The organism is Ignavibacteriales bacterium, from assembly GCA_016709765.1.
In the GTDB taxonomy this organism is placed as follows: Bacteria; Bacteroidota; Ignavibacteria; order Ignavibacteriales; family Ignavibacteriaceae; genus IGN3.
The window spans coordinates 992,225-1,012,203 of the sequence record JADJMD010000013.1 but is presented as its reverse complement, the minus strand read 5'-3'; the positions used below and the strand labels follow the sequence as shown (position 1 = coordinate 1,012,203).

Sequence of the window (19,979 nt, the reverse complement as noted above, 5' to 3'; positions counted from 1 at the left end):
AAAAATGAAAAATATTATAATTACTCTTTTGGTAATATTTATAATTGATACTGCATATTCACAAAAAATTATATTGCATAGAAGCACAGGCGGAGATCAAACCTTTGAATTAAGTAGTATTGATAGCATCACCTTTCTTCCTTTTGTCTGTGGCCAAGACATCATATATGAAGGGAAAACGTATGGCACCGTTTTAATCGGCACTCAATGCTGGATGAAAGAAAATCTGAATGTCGGAACTATGATACAAGGCAATTCTAATCAATCAAATAATGGTGTTAAAGAAAAATATTGTTACAATAATGATACTGCGAATTGTTCTATTTATGGTGGATTGTATCAATGGAACGAGGCAATGCAGTATGTAACAACAGAAGGAGCGCGTGGAATTTGTCCTGAAGGATGGATACCAACACGAGCAGTTCATTAGCATCAGTGTTTCAGTTGGTTGGCCATTCTCTAAAAGACAAGACCAGGGCATTAGACTAACACTTGTGGATTTTCAGGACTGCTCGTTGGTTTCCTGACCGTTATTTCCAGTTAGCCCACTTACTTTGACACACCGTAGGCTCTTGAGTAACTATCCTTTCCCGGTCCCCTAAAGACTAATCAAGTAATTGTCATAAAAGTATAAGGATTTATAAAATGAAAAAAATATTTTACCTGGTTATTGCACTTTTAATGATAAGCACATTATCGGCGCAAAATAAAATTTAACATTGTATTATCCTGATAGTACAACAGTTGTAAACATTGATGGTCTTGATTCTATGACAGTATTTATATGCGGTGTAAGTAAAGTTAGCTACGGAGGCAAAGACTATAACACTGTGCTTATAGGCAACCAATGCTGGCTAAAAGAAAATCTTAATGTTGGAACAATGATTAATAGCACAGGCAGTGGATTTCTACAAACAAACAATGGAATAATAGAAAAATATTGTTATGATAACAATCCTGCCAATTGTGAAATTTATGGCGGACTTTATGAATGGCCGGAAGCAATGCAGTATAGCACAACACCAGGTTCACAGGAAATCTGCCCACTTGGATGGCATATACCAACATTAGCAGATTTTCAAACTTTATCAACTTAAGTTGGTGGAGATGGAAATTCATTAAAAGCAATTAGTCAGGGGAGTGGTGCTGGACAAGGTACGGATCTTTATGGTTTTTCTGCTTTACTCTCTGGGAACAAGCAGACAAACAGTTCTTTTGTTGATTTAGGATACGACTGTTACTTTTGGAGTTCAACTTAAGGGGTTGACAATGTGCCTTTTACTTACTGAGTCTGATCAGTAAGGTAGATTATCAGCCTGATCTTATACTCTAGTTACGGTTTTAGTGTGCGCTGCATTAAAGATTAGTTAATTATGAAATTTTTTATTTTTTTTTTTTGTGTTAATAATTTTTCTTTTCAGAGGCGCAGGATATTATAATCAAGGCTGTCAATTCAGATGGAAAGGCGGCTTTGTTTTCTTTATCCGGTGAAAAATCTTTTTTCATTGATTCAATTTCTGCAGATAACTACACATATAAATTTAATTTTGGTACTAATCATTCCGGTTTTTATCGTCTGATCTTTAATAATAAAAAATGGTTAGACTTTATTTATGATGGCGAAGATATTGAGATTGAAGTTGATGCATCAAGTAAAAACGCACCACCTAAAATCATAAATTCTGATGAAAATAAGATCTATTATGATTTTATAGAGCTTAACAAAGATTACAAAACCAAATCAGAACTTCTATTTTTAATATTAAACAATTACCCAGATAACGATAACTATTATCAAACAACAAAGGAAACTCTTGCAAAATTGCAGGAAGAGTATCTTTACTTTGTTAACATCACTGCCCAATCAAAACCAAGTTCATTCATTTCGAAATATGTTCTTTCAGCACAGCTGCCGATTATCGATGCAGATCTAAGGGGAAAAGATCAGTTAAATTATCTTAAGTTATTTGCACTTGATAAAGTTGACTTTACAAAAGATGAACTTATTTACTCTGATGTATTTACAAACAAAACAATTGAATATTTAAGTTATTACAGCAATCCTCAATTGCCAATGGAGCTACTTGAAAAAGGATTTCAAACCGCTGTTGATACGATATTACATAAAGCAAAAGTAAATGACATTGTTTATAAACATATTACAGAATATCTGCTTGATGGTTTTAAGAAATTCGGTTTTGATAATGTAATAAACTACATAATCGAAAATTACGTTGTTAAAGATGATATATGTCTTGATGAAAAACTTGAAACGGCATTAGAAAGAAGAATTCAGCAATCAAAAAATTTTAAAACAGGACACATAGTCCCCAATATTTTATTACCAGATTCCTCCGGCTCTTTAGTAGATCTGAGTAAAATAAAATCAGAAAAAACATTAATTATTTTTTACGCTAGCTGGTGCCCGCATTGCAAAAAGATGCTGCCGGAAATTTATGAACTCTATAAAAATCAGGAAGTTAAAAAAGTTGAGGTGTTTGCTGTTTCAATTGATACATTAAAAACAGATTGGCTGAGTTTTGTAGAATCAAACAAACTAAACTGGATAAATGTCTGCGATTTGCAGGGATGGGATGGAAATACAGCGATTGACTATTACCTTTATGCAACACCCACAATGTTCATGCTCGATGGTCAGAAAAAAATCATATCCCCACCAGTATCCGTTCAGGAATTAAAAAGTATTTTTTAATATTTTTCCATTCTCCTTACTAGTGTCATCCCTGGTGGAGACGAGGGAAAAATGGTTGCTTTTATAATTGAACATTCAAAATTTAGCATTAAACAGTTAACTGACCTTGTCTTGTCTTTCTACGTTTCACTCTCCTTTTATCAAGCGCAAAATTAACTGCTATTATTGATCCAAAACGAACTATTAAATTAAAAATTAGCTAATAGCGCCAAATCTGCCTATGTTAGGCTCTCCGGTAATATTCCGGAATTTTATTTATTATTTTTAGAGGTCCTTTGTGAGTACTAAGTTATTTGTGGGTTCACTCCCATGGTCGGTAAACGACGAAAAGTTAAAAGAAACATTTGAAGCACATGGCTCTGTATTATCTGCAAAGATAATCATGGATCGTGATACAAATAAATCCAGAGGTTTTGGATTTGTTGAAATGGAAAATTCTTCAGATGCAAGCAAAGCAATAAAAGCTTTGAACGAAACAGAAATCGATGGAAGAAATATAGTAGTTAATGAAGCTAAAGCACGCAGCTAACTGATATTTTGTTGTTATTTCTAAAGGCGCCTAACGGCGCCTTTTTTATTATACATTAACAATTACAAATAAGGTTTTTTATCCCTCCCAAATGACCGCTATCACTCGGCAAAACATTTATCTTCAAACTCTACTTTTTGTAGAGTATCTTTAAAATATATTAATTGTTACAGTCCGGTTAACAAAGTTTACAAATTCTATTCATACAAATAATCTATTAATCAATAAAGGAGGCCCTTTATGTCAGAAAAAAAAGTTATAGCCGTGCTTGGTTCAACTGGCGCGCAAGGCGGCGGATTGGTTCGTTCAATTCTTGCGGATAAAAATGGAGAGTTTGCGGTTCGTGCTTTAACCCGGGATGTAAATTCAGATAAAGCAAAAGCATTAGCAAAAATGGGCGTTGAGCTTGTTGCTGTTGATATCGATAACGAAGAAAGCTTAAACAAGGCTTTTAAAGGAGCCTATGGTGTTTATGCTGTTACTTTTTTCTGGGAACATTTTTCACCCGAGAAAGAAATAGCTCAGGCAAAATCAATTGCAAACGCAGCAAAGAATGCAGGTGTAAAACATATTATCTGGTCAACACTAGAAGATTCGAGAAACTGGATTCCGTTAAGCGATAACAGAATGCCAACTTTAGGCGATGGCAAGTATAAGGTTCCGCATTTTGATGCCAAGGGCGAATCCGACAAATTTTTTACTGATCAAAAGCTTCCGGTTACATTTTTATTAACCTCTTTTTACTGGGAAAATTTTATCTATTTTGGAATGGGACCAAAAAAAGGACCTGATGGAAAACTTGCTCTCAATATCCCGCTTGGTGATAAAAAATTGCCGGGTATTTCAGCAGAAGATATTGGTAAATCAGCACATAGTATATTTAAAAAGGGAAATGAATTTATTGGTAAAAAAATAGGCATTAGCGGAGCTCACCTTACCGGAAAAATGATGGCAGATTCTCTCACTAAAGCACTTGGACAGGAAGTTGTTTACAATGCAGTTCCGTTTGATGTTTTCAGAGGCTTTGGTTTTCCGGGTGCAGATGATCTTGGCAATATGTTTCAGTTTAATCACGATTTTGCCGAGTATTTCTGCGGGGCAAGAAGTATTGATTTTTCTAAATCACTCAACCCCCAGCTGCTAGGTTTTGATCAATGGCTTGCTAATAATAAATCTAAAATTCCTTTAGAATAAAAATCAAGAATTAAAATATTTTATAAGAAAAGCCACGATTTTTTCGTGGCTTTTCTTGTTATGGTTATTTATTAATTAATTGAAACCTAAATTAACGCTGCCACTCGATTTTGTGCTGGACTGTTTACCGATGAAAATCAACCATTTACCTATTATAATTTGTTCACTGTATAGTAATCCATTAAGTTTTAATAATATTTATTTCATAATCTATAATTAATGCTGAAGAAAAATTTCTATACTTTTTTTTTGATTCTTGTTTGTTCGGCATCTATTCTGTCACAAACAAAAATCACGGGTAAAATTACGGATGAAAACAATCAACCGCTTCCGGGGGCAAATGTGTATTTAAAAGACACTTATGATGGAGTTTCTTCAGAGGCCGATGGGAGTTTTTCATTTATTACAGACGAAGAAGGAGAATTTGTTTTAGTTGTCAGTTTTGTTGGATATCAATCTCACTCAGAAAACATAACCATAGACAGGAAAGAAAAATATCTTAAGATTCAACTAAAAGAAGAATCTACGGAGCTTGGCGCAGTTGTTATTTCTGCTGGTTCCTTTGAAGCCAGTGATGAAAATAAAGCGGTCATTCTTCGCCCGCTTGATATTCTAACAACCGGTGCCGATGGAGATATTTATTCCACGTTAGAAACTTTACCAGGCACGCAGCAGATAGGAGAAACCGATGGATTATTTGTGCGCGGCGGTTCTGCATCAGAAACTAAAACACTCATTGATGAAATGACAGTACAAAATCCTTTTTACGGAAGTGTCCCGGATATTCCTTCGCGAGGGAGATTTTCACCAATGTTATTTAAAGGTACAATCTTTAGCACAGGCGGTTACTCCGCACAGTATGGGCAGGCGCTTTCCTCTGTGCTTGTTCTTAAAACACAAGACCTTCCGCCCAAAACACAAAGCGCAATTAACATAATGCCGCTTGGGCTTGGAGGATCGCACACACAGCTCTGGGAAAAATCTTCATTCTCTTTTGAAGGTGGATACTATAATCTTGGACCATACTTTCAAATTCAAAAGCAGAGACCCGACTGGGATAAAGCACCGGAAAGTTTTGCCGGGTCGGCGAATTTTAGATATAAAACATCTCAAACGGGTATGTTGAAAGCGTTTACATCATTTAGCACAGGCTCGCTTTCTCTTTACTTTCCCAATCTTGATAGCCTGCCCCAAAAGGATTTTTATCATCAAAAGAGTAATAACTTTTTTGTTAATACAAACTACCGTGATATTCTCTGGGATGACTGGACTTTGTTCGCGGGTTATTCCGTTGGTGTGGATAAAATTGATAATAAGATTAATAATAATCTTGCAAACACAGATGATATTTTTCACACAGGAAAAGTTACGATTACAAAAAATGTTTTATCAAATGCCTTTTTAACTTTTGGTGGAGAGATTCAAAACCTCGATCATTCAAATTCGTTTAATGATCTAATCGGAAACACTAACGAAACATATCTTGCCGGATATCTTGAAACAGAAGTATTTTTTACAAATGATTTTGCCGGTAGAATTGGCGTAAGAACAGAACACTCAAAACTGCTGGACAAAACTAATTTTGCGCCGCGTTTATCTTTTGCTTACAGACTTGGAGCGTATGATCAGCTTAACTTTGCCTACGGAAAATTCTACCAAACTCCCGATCCGGACATTCTCTTATTTTCAAAAAATTTCGAGTTTGAAAATTCTGATCATTACATTCTGAATTATCAATACATCGGCACAGATAGAACATTCAGGATAGAGGCATATTATAAAAACTATGATAACCTTTCAAAGGGAAGTGTAGTTTCATATCCCTATTTTAATGTGCCTGTTGTGCCATTTGGCAGTAATGGCAGAGGTTATGCAAAAGGTATTGATATATTCTGGCGCGACAAAGAAACCTTTGAACATGTGGATTACTGGATTTCATATTCATATCTTGATACAAAACGTGAATTCAAGAATTATCCCTCACTCGCATCTCCGCCATTTTCTACCCCACACACATTTTCGATAGTTGCGAAAAGATGGATACAGCCAATAACCACATTGGTTGGACTAACCTATACCTTTGCAACGGGTCGGCCATATTTTAATCCAAATAATCCTGAGTTTTTGGGAGACAGAGGAAAAAACTATCAGAACTTTAGTCTAAATGCGAGCTACATAACAAATATATTCGGCAACTTTACAGTTGTTTTCTTTTCGGTGGATAATGTTTTGGGATACCATAACATTTACGGGTATAATTATTCAACGGATGGAACAATAAGCATTCCGATACTTCCGGCGGCACATCGTTCGGTATTTTTCGGCCTGTTTATTTCATTAGGTGAAACTAATCCATATTAATATTTAAGGAGTACAAAATGAAAAAATCACTATCGTTTTTTCTTTCGCTGCTGTTTTTAACAGTAGCAATTGCAGATGACAAGTACGAAAAAGAAATGAAAAAAAACATTGATAAAATATCAGAATGCAAAACTGCAAATGATTTTTTAAAACTTGCAAATATTTTTGAACGTATTGCTGTTGCAGAAAAAGACAAATGGCTTCCTTATTACTACGGATCATTTGTTACGGTGCTTGCAAGCTATTCAGACTCATCCAACAATAGAAAAGATATTTATTTAGATAAAGCAGAAAAGTTTATTGATGTTGCAGATTCTCTTAGCCCGGATAATTCCGAAATTTATGCATTAAAAGGAATGCTATCCCAGGCTCGTATGCAGGTTGACCCAATGAATAGATGGCAAAAATACGGTGCAGAAGCAAACAATAACTTTGCTAAAGCAATGGCAATTGATACTCTTAATCCCCGCCCCGAATATCTGATTGGTGTTGGGGTTTATTACACACCAAAACAATTTGGCGGTGGGTCAACAATTGCAAAACCAATTCTTGAAAAATCTTTATTGAAGTACGAACAGTTTGTGCCTGAAGATGATATTATGCCGCGTTGGGGTAAAGAACAAGTAGAGGAATACTTAAAACAGATTGCTGAAGTAAAATAAATTTAATGTTTATTTATGGCGGAATAGAACTAAGATCTAAATCTATTCCGTCAGATAATTATTCTATTCGCTTCAATTGTTCTTGTTGTTTACCCACCCATCCTGATTACAGACCCCAATGGCCGATCATATTTATTATTATAGTTTATACTTTGGACTATGTTAATAGCATAACTGCAATTGTCATCCACACATTTTGCCGTTAATCCCAAATGTGTTGAAACTGCATGCTCTTAAAAGTAAGTTTTCACGTCATTAAGGCTCGGTTCAAAAAATATTTATCTTATAATCATATCAAGAGGCACATATGCAAAAAATTATTTCTTCAGTAGAACTGGCGGCAATTCTAATTCTTTTTATTGTCTTTTTATCAACAGGCTGTAAACAGCAAGTTGATGATGGAAAAGTAGCAATCACAACATCTTCAACAAACGCTAAAGATGATTTTATAAAAGGCAGGGATCTTTTTGAAAAATTGAGACAGCGGGAATCCTTAAAATATTTTGAAGATGCAATTGCAAAAGACAACAAGTTTGCAATGGCTTATTATTACCATTCACTTGCTAATCCAACGACAAAAGGATTTTTTGAAGATCTTGATAATGCAGTTGAAAATTCTGAAAGTGCATCTGAGGGGGAGAAACTAATCATCTTGGCATTAAAAGCAGGCGTAGATGGAAATCAGAAATTACAGGAAGAACATCTTACCAAACTTGTTGAGCTTTTTCCTAAAGATGAAAGAGCCCATGGACTATTGGGTCAATTTTATTTTGGCCAGCAGGAATATGAAATGGCGGTTGAGCACTTAAAAAAATCTACTGAAATTACACCAAATTATACCTCATCTTACAATATGCTTGGTTACTCTTATAGAAATTTAGAAAACTATACAGAAGCAGAAAAAGCATTCAAAAAATACATAGAACTAATTCCCGATGATCCAAACCCGTATGATTCTTATGCGGAGATGTTATCCAAACAAGGCCGTTATGAAGAATCAATAAAACAATATAAAAAGGCTCTTGAAATAAATTCTGATTTCTTTAACTCGAAAATGGGAATATCTAATAATCTTATTTATATGAATAAATATGATGAGGCAATAGATAATTGCGATAAAAGTTTTACTGATGCAAAAAACAACGGAGAAAAAAGATTTGCAATCTTTACAAAAGTAATTGCTTATGTTGATGAAGGAAATACAAATGCAGCTTTAGATGAAATGCAAAAACAGTTCGATATAGCAAAAAGTATTAATGATGTCGGAAATATGTCCGGCGATTTAAATGCAGTGGGCAATATTCTTTTTGAAGCTCAAAAATTTGATGAAGCAAAAGCTAAGTTTACACAAGCGTTGTCTGTTATAGAAAATTCAAATTTGTCTGATGAAGTTAAAGAAAATAACAGAAGATTGAATCTTTATAATCTAGGCAGGGTTGCTTTAATGACGGGCAATATTAATGAGGCAAAAGATTTTGCAGCAAAGTTCAGCAAAAGCACAATGGAAGCAAATAACACTTTTCAAATGTGGCTTGCACATTCTTTTAATGGATTAATTGCTCTGCATGAAACTGATTATAAAAAGGCTATCGGTGAATTTGAAAAATCTAGTATGCAAAATCCGCAAACAATATATTATCTGGCCGTGGCTTATGCAAAGGATGGAAATAAAATGGAAGCAAAAAAATATGCAGAGAAGTGTGCTAACTTTAATGCACTGATTAACCTTAACCAGGCTTTTGTAAGAAACAAAGCAAAAGAAATGTTAACAACATTATAAAAAGAAATTAATCAGTTATTAAAAAGGCGGAAAATGATTCCGCCTTTTTAATTTTGTTTGCTATGTAAACAACTTACTATCACAATTTACCTTTTGTTTTACGCTGCAGGCCACAACCAGCCAAATACACCACCAGTAAGCAATCCATAAATCAAACCATCAAAAATATATTTAAAGGTAGTTGTCCAGTTTCTTTTAAACCAGATACTGTCATGAAAAAGTGCAAGTGTGTAACCGATAAAAGCGGTACAACCTGCAAAACGGAATACTGTTAAATAATGTGCGCCGGGTGCAAGTGCATGACCGGCAATATATGCAGCAAATACTCCAACAACTATTGAATACACAAACCACATTACAAGACTTGAACCCATACTCATTGGACCAGATGGGTAAACGGTTATAATAGCAACAGGTCCTTTTTCATATTTGTCTTTATACTCCTTTGAGTTTCTTTCTTTATCATCTTTTGCATACGGAAAAACATAATCACCTGCAGGTATATTGGACTTTCTAAGTTCATCCATTATTCGTACCTCATCGGGTATCTGTTTAAAATCACTATTGTGATGTTTAACTAACATGTGCAGCAAAAAGCTTGCAAAGAATACTACAACGGCCGATACAATAATAGGAAGCCACAACTGAATTATTGGATCCATATTGTCTCCTTTAATAAATAATAAATTAGATTTGAATTAGCCCACGGTGGAAAATAGCTAAAAATATCCGAGAGTTGCAATTAAAAAAATTGTAATTGTCTCTCCATTATTCTGAGGAGCAAAGCGACTTTCCTACCCTGCTACCGGCAGGCATGCGTGAGTATCCGTGGTTCTATTCTTTTGCTTTTAATTTTGACTTCGGAATTTATAATTCTTTCTTTTCTTGCGTCTGGCATATTTCGTTTTCATATTAAAAATGGTTACTGCTTATATTGGTCTAAAAGCCACTATTAAAAATCAAAATTAGCTAATGGCACGTGGTTTACCTATGTTATCATTATCCGGAAATATTCTGGAAATTTATTTATTATTATTAGAGGTTCTTTGTGAGTACTAAATTATTTGTAGGTTCTCTACCCTTTTCGGTTAGCGACACAACTTTAAAAGAAACATTTGAAAAACATGGTACTGTATTATCTGCAAAGGTTGTTATGGACCGGGATACCAATAGATCCAGAGGTTTTGGATTTGTTGAAATGGAAAATCCTACGGATGCAACTAAAGCTATTAAAGCTTTACACGAATCAGCAATTGATGGAAGAAATATTGTAGTTAACGAAGCTAAAGCTCGCAACTAGTGGCTCAGCCACCCCTATGGAAATAGATATTCTGTTGTGATTTCTTTAAAGGCGCTTAAACGCGCCTTTATAATTTTCAATCGAACGCTGAAGAAATATTTGAACAAAGAGATTTATGTAAATATCATACACAAAAATTATTTCTCCAGTCCTTCTCTTCAAACCGGTTAATATGAACTTAAAAGTAGATTATGCTATTAAGCGACTGACCGATATTAAATGTAAAATCAGCTTATGGTTAGTGGTTTAACTAAGTAATTAAAATCAGCTACTAATCCGGTATATTATTTATTAATAATTAGAGGTTACTATTGAGCACTAAATTATTTGTGGGGTCACTCCCGCTGTCTTTTAACAACGAAATGTTAAAGCAAACATTTGAAAAACATGGTTCTGTATTAACAGCAAGAGTTATGACAGAACGACCCTCAGGTAAATCCAGAGGTTTTGGATTTGTTGAAATGCAAAACGCGTTAGATGCATACGAGGCTGTTAAAGCTCTTAATGATTCAAAAATTGAGGGAAAAAGTCTTGTTGTTAATGAAACTTGATAATGAAATTATTTTATAACGCATAAATTTATAAATATATTTTTTCTGACAATTTCTAAAAGGCGCTTTAAGGCGCCCTTACTATTTTAGACCTTACAAAACTTCTTACGTCTCACATCTAGCATACTGCAGTTTTTGCCTCTTACATCATTCAGTTATATTTCTATATGAAAAAATTTATTTTCTTTATCTTAAAAATAGTTGCAGTCATTTCCCTGGTCTTTAGCGCCGTATTTGGTTGGATGAGTATTAATTCTTTTATGGAACGAATAAACCACGGACCGGGATTGATGTTTGCAGATGCAGAAATTTTTCTATTCCTTACTTTATTCTTTTTAGCACTTAGTATTGTTTTGTTCTGGATAGGAAAAAAACAACAAAATAGAATCACATAATTAAAATCTACGTTTAACCTTTCACCTCTTACAACTTTTGTTTCTGGTTACTCATTGATGACTGCAGACTTTTTCCATTTCCCATCCTCTTTTTTTTGAATTTTTCCTTTCAAATTTTCTAAGTCATTCAGAGGAGCATCGCATCGTAACAATCTGTTGTTAAATCCTTTTACCACTTACTTTATCCATTAAACCACTTTACTATCACAAGCAAAAATATTTTAATTATTTTTGTATAGTATTTTTACTTTTGCTATTGCAGTATTTATTAAACGATTATTAATTATTAAGGAGAAAATTAAATGAGTAGAAAAGTTGAAGTTGCAGGCATAATGGGACCAATCTGGTTCATCGGTTGGTTGTTTACTATTGGATTTTTAAAGTTGACCTTTTTTAAGGGACTGCTAGGACTTGTTTTGTGGCCATACTACATAGGAGAATTCCTTTCCGGCAAAGTGATGTAACCTTATAATCATTGAGCGGCTATATTTTATTTAATGAAGTCACGGAACACACCCCGAAGCTCCGCTTTTCCCCTCTCGAGAGGGGAATTTAAAAGGGGTGTGTACTATTGTTTTGTAGTATCATCAATCCATTTCTCAATTTGTTTAACAACTGAATCACAGTTGTAGAAAACATCATCATCTTTAAATCTGAGAAACTGTACACCAAGCTTTTCTAATTTTTCTTGTCGTACTGCATCGTATTTTTCATTGCCAATGTGTGAACCATCATCGATTTCAATCGCAAGCAATAGTTCATTGCAAAAGAAGTCTACGATATACTCATCAATTGGTTTTTGCCTGTGAAAGTCATATCCGCGTAATTGTCTGCCTTTAAGAAAAGTCCAGAGTAGAATCTCTGTTTTTGTGCTGTTGTTTCTTAGCTGGCGCGCCTTTTCTTTTAATGCCGGATTGTATGGAATTATTATTCTGTTTGTTTTGAATTTCATAGATATAAAATAAAATTATTTGTAGGAATTTACACACCCCTAATCTTTGCTTTTCCCCTCTCGAGAGGGGAATTTAAAAGGGGTGTGTTTGTATTACCTGCTTTTTATGCTTTTATATTTTTCACTTAACATCTTTTATTTGAAGTTTAACGATTCCCCTTCTGAATTTTTCTTTATTGCTGACTGAGAATTGAAGACTGCTGATTTTTTTCATTTCCTCCGTCATTCTGAGGAGCGAAGCGACGTGAGAATCTATAGTCCTATCCTTTTTGCTTTTTAATTCTGATTTTTTAATTTTACTCCGTGCTGGGGGGATTACTATTCTAATCCCTGCCGTTATTCAAAATATATTTTATATTTAATGAAAGGGTATTCATTATGAATGACGTTTTGGAAAACAAACTTACTATGTACGAAGCCATGGTAAGTTTATTAGATGGTAATACAGCCAAACTTGCGCCTATTACCGCACTTACTCCTGTTATAGCAGATTTCAAAGATCGTATACTTGCAATAAAAGAAAAAGATACGCTTGCAAATACTGCTAAAGCAGGCAAAACACAAACTAAAATCTCACAAAGCAGTGCATACGCACAGCCAATTACTTCTTAAGATTTTTATATTGTTTGAGTTAAAACAATTTTCTATTTTTCATCCGGGTAAGCAACCCAACGGTTAGATTATATTTAACAATTCATAAACTAAAAGGTGAGTGTCTATGGTAAAAAACACTTTAAAAACATTTCTGTTCTTTTTTGCTTTAACGGTTTTTCTTACTGCTTATCCACAAGAAAAATCAGAATCGGTAAACAAAGAAAATAACAGCCTTACTGTGCTGGTTAAATACAAATCACAGCCGGAAAAAGAGGCGGAAGCTCTCTCTGCTCTAAATACACTTTTACAGCAAGTAAAAAAAGAACCAAACTTTGTTAATATAAAAGTACTTGTTGATCCCGCAGATAAAACAAACATTCTGCTTTATGAGGAGTGGTCGGATGAATCATATTATAAGGGTGATCATGCCAACACACCGCATCTTCAAAAATTTATGGTTGAGGCACGTAAATTTTTAGCAGGTCCGCCGGAGATTACTTTTTGGAAATTGAATAATAACTATACTATAGATTAGCAGCAGGTAAAGCAATTTCTATAAAAAGCCTTCCTTAAAACAGAAGGCTTTTCTGTTGGCATTATTTTAAAATTAGATGTTTGATATAGCATTCTGATCTGCTTTTTTATTCATTTCGGGTTGAACAATAAACCATACTGCGGGTGCAAACACAATCCACAAAACAAACAGAAGTCACATATTAAAATTATTTGTGAAATTTTTTCATGAAGTTCGGAGAATCTAAAGTATGATCACGTGTTACCATACTCAAAAGGCGGAACTTCATTAACCGCAGATAACATACGCATACTGTGTATGAAGCAGAACCTTAAAAAGTCTAACAAAATATTAACAATACCGCCAGTATTTTGCCGGGTATGTGAAAGACTCTATAAAAATTTAATGATTACTTTATCCAGGTAAGCTTTATACTCGGCGCCAAATTTTTCTTCAAGATACTTATGTTCTCTTTTTTTGAGAGAAGAAAACAGAAAGTAGTTTAATATTATGGTGGTAAGTACAAGCCAGGAGTTAAACAGCAAACAAATACCGGGTATTATAAAAATAAGATAAGCAACGTACATCGGATCTCTGAAAATTTTATAAAGTCCCTCAGTCATAAGTTTATTCTTATCAAAAAACTTTAATAATCTTCTACCGCACGCAGCTACCATAATAACACCGGGTATAATTAATGCAGCACCCAGGTAGATAAGAACAGTACCATCATTTTTGATAATTGAAAAGACTGGCTTTGATAGATAACTTATTATTGCAGTTATTATTAGATATACAAAAGTTGGTACAGCAATAAGAGGGGCAACACCGGTTATTTTCATTTTATCACTCATTATATCAAGCTCCTGCTTTATTTAATTGAGTTTAAGATTATTTAAGCGAAACATAATAAAAATAATTGAAAACAAAAGTGATGAACAGATAGTTGCTGTTATAGAGTATTAGCAGGTTCAAATAAGTATAATCATAAAAAGTATAATTTATAGCTGTCACGGTCGCACCGTGGTAGTAGAGTTACGGAACGTCCGTGACTTAAAAATCAAACATTAAGAAGTCCAACAAAATTATAACAATACCGCCAACCTGCCTAACGCAGGCAGATATTTTTTAGTTAAGTAAAAACTAGAAATTGAGGTTGTATAAAAAGAAATATTTAATTTTTACATTTTTATGACAACTAACAGATTGCTTTTTGCTATTTTTTAAGTGTTAATAGCAAGGGAGAGTTACATATTATGTTAGCTATTCAAGATTTTTTGCCGGAACCTGGTAAAGAGCAACTGATACAAACAACATTAGTCTGGGCATGTCCCTCCTGCAATTTGGAAAACACACTTGTTGTTAAAGTACAAGCGCGATATGTGGAAATTTTCAGCTACCCTTTTCTTCCGATAGGCAAAGAAATAAATGTTCACTGCTCAAACTGCGGTTATCAATCCAACCTGGAAGCACTTCCGGATAATTTAAAAGAATTGTGCACCAGAATTCTTAAAAGTACAACAACACCTATACAACATTATAAAGCACTGATTTATTTAACAGTATTTGTAAGTCTTTTTTTTCTTTGGAAATATTTTCAAGAACCAGGCTTTGTTGAACTGTTGAAAAATCCAAAAGCCGGCGATCTTTATGTAACCTCTATCGGGCTAAGCTTAAAAGGCTATGCAATGGTTACGGCAGTCGATCAAAATTTTGTTTACTTAACATTCCATAAAGATAGACCGGATTCATTATTTAATAAGCTACGCACTAATAAAGTTTTAGAGATTGAGGATGCATTTACTCCTTACAGCAAAGAACAAATATATCAATTATACAAAAAAGGATTTATACTGGATGTTGAAAGAAGTGATTTGCCTGATGGAGTGCGGATGTATCCAAAGAAAATAACAGATTATGAGAATGCAGTTAAAGATGTTTCGCCCAGAAAAGCATCCGATGGAATAAAAGAAACTAAAGGAAAAAAAGCAGCACCGGCCGCACGATAAAAACACATATTAGATCATTTACAAAAAGATTTTGAAAGTTTAGTTGCTTTAATAGTATTAACCAAAACAAATTAAAGGGAAAATAATGAAAGAAGAAGAATTGTTTTGCTCAGTTTGTAACCGCGTTGTAAAACAAGAAGATGAAATCTGTCCTCACTGTGGTTCAGATCTGATTGAGTTCGAAGACGAATCACCGTCAGAAAGAAAATATAAAGTTCTTATGAGGATAAGAGAAAGCATTAAAATATTTATTTCTGTTTTAGGTGCCGCACTAATCATCGGTCTGCTTTATGGCATTTTCCGTAAAGATATGGATATAATAATGCTTACTATCGTTCCTATTATAGATATAGGTATGCTTCTGATCTTTTTTGAATTAATTAAAGTTTTTATAGATCTGGAACAAAACTCCAGAACCCAAACGAGATTATTAAACAAGCTCTTGAAAAAATAGTTTTTCAGCTTGCACGTTTAATTCTCCCAAGTGTATAATAAGAGGCTTTGTGTATAGATAAAGGGCAATGTGTGCTTTGCGGCTCATAAGAAAAATTACATTATGACCGCAAGAATAATCTTTACAAATCATATAGCTATTTATTATCACATCAGTAAAATCAGCCTCTTGTAACATATTGATAGGCAATGGCATTCTGTATTTATAAGTTTCGCACAGTAAATATAACAGAGGTGCGATATGAAAAAGGCAGTAATAATATTTCAGAGTAAAAATAACACTACTAAAAAATTTGGCGAAGAAATTGCTCAGTTCTTGCTAAAGAGAGGTCTTGCCGCTGAACTTATTCCCATTAACAGTTTTGAACCAAAAAAACTTGAAGGTGCGGATTATTTACTTCTTAGCGGTGGCAGAAACGGTTCTTTGGTTTCACTAACGCAGCCGGATAACGAATGGGTTACCCTTGTAAACAGCCTTCCCACGCTTGATGGTATAAAAACAGCCTTGTTCACTACTTATAAATTCTTTTCAGGCGGTATGATTAGAAGTATGAAAAAATATCTTAAGGGAAAAAACGGAAACCTTCAGTTTGCATTTAAATCAAGAGATGGATCGCTTTCAATTTCTGATAAACTAACCTTGAATGATTTTATAGGATAGTTAGATAAAAAAGCTTAGAAAAAAGTAATTGCACATTACTTTGCAATAACGAGTTCAAATTATACTTATTAAGTTACAAAGCCTTCCAATTTTAGGAAGGCTTTTTTGTAAGATTATTTAATAACTTAAACATTACCAATGGTTTGCTGGTCAGCTTTTTTTTCATCTCGGTTTGAACGATAAACCAAACCGCTGGTGAAAAAACAATCCACAAAACAAATAACAGCCATTTGTTAAAATGATCCGAAGAAATTTTTTCACAATTTCTGATATTAATACTTAAGTAAAGCCACTTGCTAATTATTTTTGGTAAATTAAGAAAACGGGTATAACTTGCATTAATAAAATTAGCTGGTGCAGGATCGTCTAAACCAAAAACAACCCCCTTTCAAATTTGTTAAGCCGATGAGGATTGTTTTATTCACCATATGACAGCAGCACTTTATAGTTAACGCAATTTTTAATTCATTATCCAAAAGGAAATAATTTATGATCTTGAAGAAGTTTAGGATTCAATTGGGTGCAGAAGTTTTTCTTTTCGTTTTTTTATTAACTAACATTTCAACATTTGCACAAGCAGATGATCCGGATTGTAAACCGCACCCACTATTTTCTAATTTCCCTAACTCATATACTATGCATGGCGGCTGCTCAAGTATGGATTTTGGAGAACTAGACATATTTGAGAATGATGAGTATGTAAAAAAGTCCGGCGAATTTTTGTCTGTAAGATATCAGATCTACCCAAATGCAAAAGGCAAGTTTCCATCTAATACAGAACTGTTTACCAATTTTATTAATGCAGTTAAAAAAGCGGGCGGCGAAGTAGTACGAGAAAATATTGGATCAAGCTTCGTACATTTTAAATTAAAAAAGGGCAATGATATTTATTGGATAGTAGTAAGGGGTTCTTCCGGTGATGGCCAAATAATAAGCGCCTATGAAATTAAAAGTGTACGGGAATCACTTATGAATCAGTCTGTGGTGGTTACAGCTGAAGAAATAAAAAAAGATATTTTTTCGGCGGGAAAATCAATTATATATGGAATCTATTTTGATACTGGCAAATCAGAAATAAAGCCGGAATCAGATCCAACATTAGACCAAATAACAAAATTTTTGAAAGATAATTCAAACATAAAAGTTTTTATTGTTGGTCATACAGACAGTGATGGAAAGTTTGAAAGTAATATGAAGTTATCAAAGGACAGAGCTAATGCAGTGGTTAATTTATTAGTTACAAAATATGGGATTAATAAAAACCGTTTACAGGCAGATGGTGTTGGTCAGCTTTGTCCAATATCAACAAATTCAACGGATGAAGGGAAAAAGTTTAACAGAAGAGTTGAAGTTGTGCTGCAATAATCCTTCGTAGTTTTTTCTTAACACTAAAAAGCCTTCCATATTTCGGAAGGCTTTTTTTATAAGACTATTTTTATATAATTAAAGATTACCAATACTTAGCTGATCTGCTTTTTTATTCATTTCTGTTTGAACGATAAACCAAACTGCAGGTGCAAACACTATCCACAAAACAAACAGCAGCCACATATTAAAGTTATCTGATGAAATTTTTTGATAAAGCTCTGAGAACTTATAGTAAGACCAGAAATTAGCAAAGGGGATGAAAAGCAAAACGGTCCACAATGCAGGTGAGGCTTCCATATCTTTACCGACAAATTTCATTTCTTCCGAAATTTTATAGAACCAGTAGATAGCATAAATACCAAAAGTTATTATAATTAGCCCAACTTGCGCCAGCATATTTCTTTTTTTGATCATTCTAATTCCCTTCTGATGTGATAATAAAATAAGTTATTTAGGTGCTTACTAAATTAGCCGGGGATTTTTATAAAACAGATGATGCCTCTAAAAAGGCACCATCTCTAATTGAAAGAATTATTTTATTCCTGCAGCTTCTTCAAGCATTGCAGTTGTAACAGATTTTGGTCTTTCAAGCGGATAGCCGAGACCGCGATCCCAAATAATATTTGCAACAACGCCAAGCGCTCTGCCAACAGAAAATAGAACTGTATAGAAATCATATTCCTTTAAACCGTAGTACCACTGTATAACCCCTGATTGTGCATCAACATTTGGCCATGGATTTTTTGCCTTGCCTTGTTCCAATAAAATCGGCGGAACAACTTTAAAGAGCAGATCAACATATTTAAATAATGGATCGTTTGGCAAATGTTTTAAACAAAACTCTCTTTGTGCCTGGTAACGTGGATCAGTTTTTCTTAGAACCGCATGACCAAATCCCGGAATTACCTGTCCGCCTTTTAAAGTATCCCAAACAAACTTTTTCATTTCTTCTTCTGTTGGAACTTTGCCGCCCATACTATCATAAACACCCTGCAGCCAGCTTAGCACTTCCTGGTTTGCAAGCCCGTGTAATGGTCCTGCAAGTCCGTTTGTCATTGCAGAGATAGAATAGTAAAGATCAGAAAGTGCGCTTGCAACAAGATGTCCTGCATGTGCGCTAACATTTCCGCTTTCGTGATCGCTGTGGAGAATGAAATACATTCTTGCAACATCATCGTAAGGTTTTGCAATGCCCATCATATGTGCAAAATTTCCACCAAGATCAAGCTTAGAATCTGATTCAATTATATCACCGTTTTTGTATTTCCATCTATAAATAAAAGCAGCTATGCCGGGAAGTTTTGCAAGAAGATTTAAACCATCCTCATATGTAGGTGACCAATAATCATTTTTCTTTAAATGACCTGTATTATATTCTTTTACAAATTCAGATTCGCGCTGCATTGCAAGTATTGCCGTTGAGAACATTACCATTGGATGCGAATCTTTAGGCATCGCTTTTAGAATATCAAAAACATATTTAGGAACAACGTGTCTTTTTCTAAATTCTTCAGCAACTTCCTGCACATCTTCCATCGAAGGAATGTCACCAGTTAATAAGAAGAAAAAGAAGCCTTCAACATAAGGCATCTCACCACCTGGAACCTTTGGAAGTTTTTCCATTACTTCGGGAATTGTAAAACCACGGAAACGAATTCCTTCCATCGGATCGAGATAAGAAATATCTGTTACCAAACTTTTAATATCCCTTGCACCGCCAATGACCTGGCTGATATCAACTTCATCAACTTTTACGTTACCAAATTCTTTAAGAAGACGTGTTGTACGTGGGCGCCAGGCTTCAATTTTGTCCTGGACTTGTTTTTTCAAACGTGACATCTTTTACTCCTGAGATAAATTTTTAAGAATGTAATTTCTGTTTTTTCCTTACACAAAAGGAAAAAGATTTTTATTTGATTTTAATATACAAAGAAAAAACAATT

General features: G+C 34.2%; 23 protein-coding genes. 18 read left to right on the top strand and 5 right to left on the bottom strand.

What is annotated here, in order from left to right; all coding sequences use genetic code 11:
- Nucleotides 1–4: 4 nt before the first annotated feature.
- The 8 genes from IPJ23_14080 (at nt 5) to IPJ23_14045 (ending at nt 9,239) form a co-directional block, all read left to right on the top strand.
- Nucleotides 5–430, top strand: a complete 426-nt coding sequence (locus tag IPJ23_14080; protein MBK7631804.1) for a hypothetical protein — start codon at nt 5–7, stop codon at nt 428–430.
- A gap of 289 nt (nt 431–719) precedes the next feature.
- Entirely contained in the window at nt 720–1,097 is a 378-nt protein-coding gene (locus tag IPJ23_14075) for a hypothetical protein (GenBank protein MBK7631803.1), read from the top strand.
- Between the two features lie 374 nt (nt 1,098–1,471).
- Nucleotides 1,472–2,713 carry a TlpA family protein disulfide reductase gene (locus tag IPJ23_14070; GenBank protein ID MBK7631802.1) on the top strand — a complete coding sequence of 414 codons (1,242 nt, stop codon included), beginning with the start codon at nt 1,472–1,474 and terminating at the stop codon, nt 2,711–2,713.
- Between the two features lie 277 nt (nt 2,714–2,990).
- On the top strand, nt 2,991–3,242 hold the full coding sequence (locus tag IPJ23_14065; protein ID MBK7631801.1) for an RNA-binding protein: 252 nt from the start codon (nt 2,991–2,993) through the stop codon (nt 3,240–3,242).
- A 240-nt stretch (nt 3,243–3,482) separates the two neighbouring features.
- Nucleotides 3,483–4,436, top strand: a complete 954-nt coding sequence (locus tag IPJ23_14060) for an NmrA/HSCARG family protein (GenBank protein MBK7631800.1) — start codon at nt 3,483–3,485, stop codon at nt 4,434–4,436.
- A 219-nt stretch (nt 4,437–4,655) separates the two neighbouring features.
- On the top strand, nt 4,656–6,797 hold the full coding sequence (locus IPJ23_14055; protein MBK7631799.1) for a TonB-dependent receptor: 2,142 nt from the start codon (nt 4,656–4,658) through the stop codon (nt 6,795–6,797).
- Between the two features lie 17 nt (nt 6,798–6,814).
- Entirely contained in the window at nt 6,815–7,459 is a 645-nt protein-coding gene (locus tag IPJ23_14050; GenBank protein MBK7631798.1) for a hypothetical protein, read from the top strand.
- 307 nt (nt 7,460–7,766) lie between these two features.
- Nucleotides 7,767–9,239 carry a tetratricopeptide repeat protein gene (locus IPJ23_14045; GenBank protein MBK7631797.1) on the top strand — a complete coding sequence of 491 codons (1,473 nt, stop codon included), beginning with the start codon at nt 7,767–7,769 and terminating at the stop codon, nt 9,237–9,239.
- 98 nt (nt 9,240–9,337) lie between these two features.
- On the opposite strand, the gene IPJ23_14040 is transcribed toward IPJ23_14045, so the two are convergent.
- A complete protein-coding gene (locus IPJ23_14040) occupies nt 9,338–9,901 on the bottom strand; it encodes a hypothetical protein (protein MBK7631796.1) in 564 nt (187 codons plus the stop codon).
- 386 nt (nt 9,902–10,287) lie between these two features.
- On the opposite strand from IPJ23_14040, the gene IPJ23_14035 reads away from it, so the two are divergent.
- The 4 genes from IPJ23_14035 (at nt 10,288) to IPJ23_14020 (ending at nt 11,949) form a co-directional block, all read left to right on the top strand.
- Entirely contained in the window at nt 10,288–10,539 is a 252-nt protein-coding gene (locus tag IPJ23_14035; protein ID MBK7631795.1) for an RNA-binding protein, read from the top strand.
- A gap of 311 nt (nt 10,540–10,850) precedes the next feature.
- On the top strand, nt 10,851–11,090 hold the full coding sequence (locus tag IPJ23_14030) for an RNA-binding protein (GenBank protein ID MBK7631794.1): 240 nt from the start codon (nt 10,851–10,853) through the stop codon (nt 11,088–11,090).
- A gap of 167 nt (nt 11,091–11,257) precedes the next feature.
- Nucleotides 11,258–11,485, top strand: coding sequence for a hypothetical protein (locus IPJ23_14025; GenBank protein ID MBK7631793.1), 228 nt, complete (start codon nt 11,258–11,260; stop codon nt 11,483–11,485).
- Nucleotides 11,486–11,787: 302 nt separating this feature from the next.
- On the top strand, nt 11,788–11,949 hold the full coding sequence (locus IPJ23_14020; protein MBK7631792.1) for a hypothetical protein: 162 nt from the start codon (nt 11,788–11,790) through the stop codon (nt 11,947–11,949).
- Nucleotides 11,950–12,053: 104 nt separating this feature from the next.
- Here the strand turns inward: IPJ23_14020 and IPJ23_14015 are convergent, their stop codons facing one another.
- On the bottom strand, nt 12,054–12,437 hold the full coding sequence (locus tag IPJ23_14015) for a DUF559 domain-containing protein (GenBank protein MBK7631791.1): 384 nt from the start codon (nt 12,435–12,437) through the stop codon (nt 12,054–12,056).
- Nucleotides 12,438–12,815: 378 nt separating this feature from the next.
- Here IPJ23_14015 and IPJ23_14010 point away from each other — a divergent pair, with 378 nt between their 5' ends.
- Nucleotides 12,816–13,049, top strand: a complete 234-nt coding sequence (locus IPJ23_14010) for a hypothetical protein (GenBank protein MBK7631790.1) — start codon at nt 12,816–12,818, stop codon at nt 13,047–13,049.
- A 106-nt stretch (nt 13,050–13,155) separates the two neighbouring features.
- Complete coding sequence (locus tag IPJ23_14005) at nt 13,156–13,566, top strand: antibiotic biosynthesis monooxygenase (protein MBK7631789.1); 411 nt, start codon at nt 13,156–13,158, stop codon at nt 13,564–13,566.
- A 371-nt stretch (nt 13,567–13,937) separates the two neighbouring features.
- Here IPJ23_14005 and IPJ23_14000 read toward each other — a convergent pair whose 3' ends face one another.
- The gene (locus IPJ23_14000) at nt 13,938–14,399 is read right to left on the bottom strand and encodes an isoprenylcysteine carboxylmethyltransferase family protein (protein ID MBK7631788.1); all 462 of its coding nucleotides are present in this window, start codon (nt 14,397–14,399) and stop codon (nt 13,938–13,940) included.
- Between the two features lie 402 nt (nt 14,400–14,801).
- On the opposite strand from IPJ23_14000, the gene IPJ23_13995 reads away from it, so the two are divergent.
- From IPJ23_13995 to IPJ23_13980, 4 genes are all read left to right on the top strand, one after another.
- The gene (locus tag IPJ23_13995) at nt 14,802–15,554 is read left to right on the top strand and encodes a hypothetical protein (GenBank protein MBK7631787.1); all 753 of its coding nucleotides are present in this window, start codon (nt 14,802–14,804) and stop codon (nt 15,552–15,554) included.
- 85 nt (nt 15,555–15,639) lie between these two features.
- Nucleotides 15,640–16,008, top strand: a complete 369-nt coding sequence (locus IPJ23_13990; GenBank protein MBK7631786.1) for a zinc ribbon domain-containing protein — start codon at nt 15,640–15,642, stop codon at nt 16,006–16,008.
- A 240-nt stretch (nt 16,009–16,248) separates the two neighbouring features.
- On the top strand, nt 16,249–16,668 hold the full coding sequence (locus tag IPJ23_13985; protein MBK7631785.1) for a hypothetical protein: 420 nt from the start codon (nt 16,249–16,251) through the stop codon (nt 16,666–16,668).
- A gap of 489 nt (nt 16,669–17,157) precedes the next feature.
- Nucleotides 17,158–18,033, top strand: a complete 876-nt coding sequence (locus IPJ23_13980; protein ID MBK7631784.1) for an OmpA family protein — start codon at nt 17,158–17,160, stop codon at nt 18,031–18,033.
- Between the two features lie 78 nt (nt 18,034–18,111).
- Here the strand turns inward: IPJ23_13980 and IPJ23_13975 are convergent, their stop codons facing one another.
- Nucleotides 18,112–18,450, bottom strand: coding sequence for a DUF4234 domain-containing protein (locus IPJ23_13975; GenBank protein ID MBK7631783.1), 339 nt, complete (start codon nt 18,448–18,450; stop codon nt 18,112–18,114).
- Nucleotides 18,451–18,567: 117 nt separating this feature from the next.
- Nucleotides 18,568–19,875 (bottom strand): citrate (Si)-synthase, encoded by a 1,308-nt coding sequence (locus IPJ23_13970; GenBank protein MBK7631782.1) that lies wholly within the window; start codon nt 19,873–19,875, stop codon nt 18,568–18,570.
- Nucleotides 19,876–19,979 lie beyond the last annotated feature (104 nt).